This is a genomic window from Kitasatospora sp. NPDC093558 (genome assembly GCF_040683475.1).
Classification (GTDB): Bacteria; Actinomycetota; Actinomycetes; order Streptomycetales; family Streptomycetaceae; genus Kitasatospora.
The window spans coordinates 1-3,202 of record NZ_JBFBDY010000680.1; the positions used below are offsets into that span (position 1 = coordinate 1).

Annotated in this window: 2 protein-coding genes; both read right to left on the reverse strand. The window is 70.9% G+C overall.

The features are described 5' to 3' along the window. The coding region (locus AB0O00_RS33620; protein ID WP_363658313.1) for a cellulase family glycosylhydrolase at positions 1-1,570 on the reverse strand (1,570 nt) is incomplete at its 3' end. Positions 1,571-1,617: 47 nt separating this feature from the next. Beyond that, positions 1,618-3,129, reverse strand: a complete 1,512-nt coding sequence (locus AB0O00_RS33625; RefSeq protein WP_363658315.1) for a glycoside hydrolase family 43 protein — start codon at positions 3,127-3,129, stop codon at positions 1,618-1,620. Between the last annotated feature and the right edge of the window lie 73 nt (positions 3,130-3,202).

Sequence of the window (3,202 nt, forward strand, 5' to 3'; positions counted from 1 at the left end):
GGTAGGTGGTCCAGGAGGCGGGGCCTGCGGCGGTGCCGTCGGCGTAGGTGGACTGGACGTTGGCCATCAGGGAGCCGTTGAACCGGGTGGGGATGACCAGTGCGTCGGTGGTTCCGGTGGCGTCGGCCATGGCGGGCTTGTCGTAGGAACGGATGTTGAGTTGCCAGGGGACGCCACCGGAGTAGCGGACTTCGAGGGTGGTGTTGATGCCGGCGGCGCGGTCGCCGGCGAGGCGGGTGAGGCCGTCGGCGGTGAGGGTGAGCTGGTCGCCGTCGAGGGTGTAGTCGATGTTCTGGATGAGGGGGAGCTCACCCCGCCAGAGACCCGCGAACCAGAGGCCGTTGCGGTTCAGGGTGATGGTCTGCGCGGCGATGGGGCCGGACTTCGGCACGAAGAGGTTGTCGGTGGAGGCGGTGCCCGAGCGGGTGGTCCAGGACGCCTCGATCAGGTTCATCAGGGTCCGGTCCCGCCACTGGAGGGCGGCGCGGTCCAGGTAGTTGGCGTCGTCCCAGAGCGCGGTGGTGAAGCCGTTGGCCCGGGCCACGTAGTTGACGTGCTCGTAGAACTTCAGCATCTCACCGTATTCGACGGTGCCCGAGTTGGGCTCGCTGAGCAGGCCGTACTCGCCGACGTAGACGGGGATGCCCTTCTTGACGAAGGTGTCGTGCACCCGGGCGAAGCCGTCGGTGAGGTCCTTCTGGCTGGCGGCGTCGTAGGTCGTGCCGTTGGCGATGTTCACGCTGAACGGGTACCAGCTGTAGTAGTGCACGGTGGCGACCAGGTTGCGGTCGTGCAGCGAGCTCATCGTGGTGGACAGGTCGTCGAGCCAGTGCTGGGCGTTGTTGGTCTCCTCCGAGGGCAGGACGAGCAGGCGGTCCTTGTTCCTGCCGCCGGAGTTGCGGACGATGCTGTGGAAGGAGGTGTTGAGTTCCCGCAGGTACTGGGTCTTCTGGGCGTCGGTCGCGTTGTCGAACTGCGGTTCGTTGATGCTCTCCATGAGCAGCGTGCGCGGCTCGTCCTTGAAGGCGGTGGCGATCTGCTGCCAGGTGGAGTTGAACCGGGCCATGATGGTGTCGTGGTCGGTGGACATGTACTTGATCCACTGCCACGAGTCGTGGTGGACGTTGATCTCGACGTAGAGGCCGTCCTCCAGGGCCCAGTCGACGACCTGCTTGACCCGCTTCATCCACACCGGGTCGATGGCGTACGGGGCGGTGGCGGACTGGTGCGGGGACCAGGTGACGGGGATCCGGATGCTGCGGAAGCCTTCGGACCGGAGATGGTCGAACAGCGCCTTGGTGGTGAGCGGGTTGCCCCAGGAGGTCTCGCCGGGGATCGCGTCGAGGGTGTTGCCGAGGTTCCAGCTGGGCTGCATCTGGGCCACGGCGGCCATCGGGTCGTGCGGGACCCTGGCCCCGGCGGCCTCGGCTGCCGCCCGGGGCTGGTCGGTGGGGGCGGCGATCGCGGTGCCGCTGCAGAGGGCTCCGGTGGTGACCAGGGCCACGACGAGGCCGGCCGTCCGGTGGAGGCGGCGGGCGAGCGGGCGGGCGATCTGCTGTGCGTCGTTCACGGGACGTCCCTTTCGGGTGAACGGGCGGGGGAGACCCTGACGGGTGGTCAGGGGAGCGGGAGGGGCTCGTAGTCGAACCGGTCGAAGTGGACGGTGCCGGCGGCGGCGTACATGCCGATGACCCGGCCGGTGAAGCCGCCGGCCGCCTCGGTGGAGAGGTAGCGCCCGTCGAGGGCGGCGAGCTCGGCGAAGGTGCCGTCGGGCTCCTCGACGCCGAGGACGACGTCGTCGGGGCCGGTGCGCGGGCCGCGCGTCGGCCGCGGGACGACGTCGACACCGAGCACCACGGGTCCGGCGGGCACCGGACGGGAGGCGACCTCGGTGCGCAGCGAGCCGATGCGGGCGAGGACCTTCACCTCGCCGTCGGCCGCCTCGATCTCGTAGTGGTGCTCCTCGTCCATGCGGACGGCGAGGCCGCCGCGGCCTCCGGTGGGGTCGATCAGGGTGCGGGCCCGGCAGCCGAGATGCTGTTGGCGCCGGCCGACGAACACCACGTCGTTCTCGTCGAGGGAGGCGCCGGCGGCGCGCAGGGTGAGCCAGCCGGAACGTTCCTTCGTGGTGACCAGGTGCTCGGGACGGCTCCGTACCGAGATCCACTGGGGGTGCAGGTCGCTCTGGTCGAAGTCGTCCCGGGCCGGAACGGCGGGAGCCGGGTGCAACGGCCAAGCCGGGAGCGGCAGTTCGGGGGTGACCCGGCCGACCACCGGCCAGCCGTCCACCCACTCGACCGGGGCGAGGAAGGTCTCCCGGCCGAGCACGTACCAGGCGGGGGTGCCGCCGCGCGGCCGGACGGCGAGCAGCACCATCCACCAGGAGCCGTCGGGCGCCTGGACGAGGTCGGCGTGCCCGGTGTTCTGGATGGGACTGTTGATGCCGCGGTGGGTCAGTACCGGGTTGGCCGGGCACGGCTCGAAGGGGCCGGAGGGCGAGGTGCCGCGGGCGACGGAGACGGCGTGGCCGCGCTCGGTGCCGCCCTCGGCGATCATCAGGTACCAGTACTCGCCGATCCGGTACAGGTGCGGGGCCTCGGGGGCCATGGCGCCGGGCGCGCCGGACCAGATCCGCTGCGGCTCGCCGAGGGTCTCGCCCGTGGCCGGGTCGAGGCGGACCTGGGAGACGCCGGCGACGGTGCACCAGCAGGTGCCGTCCTCGTCCCAGGCGAGGTCCGGGTCGATGCCGTGGACGTCGGGCAGCCGGATCGGGTCGGACCAGGGGCCGGCCGGGTCGGTGGCGGTGAAGAGCAGGTTGCCGTCACCGCTGACGTTGGTGACGATCAGCCAGAAGCGGCCGTCGTGGTGGCGCAGCGTCGGGGCGTAGATCCCACCGGAGGACGGGGACTCGCGCGGCAGGCGCAACTGGCTCGGCCGGTCGAGGGCGTTGCCGATCTGGGTCCAGTTGAACAGGTCGCGGCTGTGGAAGACGGGGATGCCGGGGAAGTACTCGAAGCTGGAGCAGGCGAGGTAGTAGTCGTCGCCCACGCGGCAGACGCTCGGATCGGGGTGGAAGCCGGGGATCACCGGGTTGGGGAAGGTGCCGGCGGGCTGGTGCTGGTCTGACACGTGAGGTTCCTGATTCGTGAGGAGGTGGGCGGTGGTGCCCCGGGCCCCGGGCCCTGGAGGGAGTCGGGGCCGG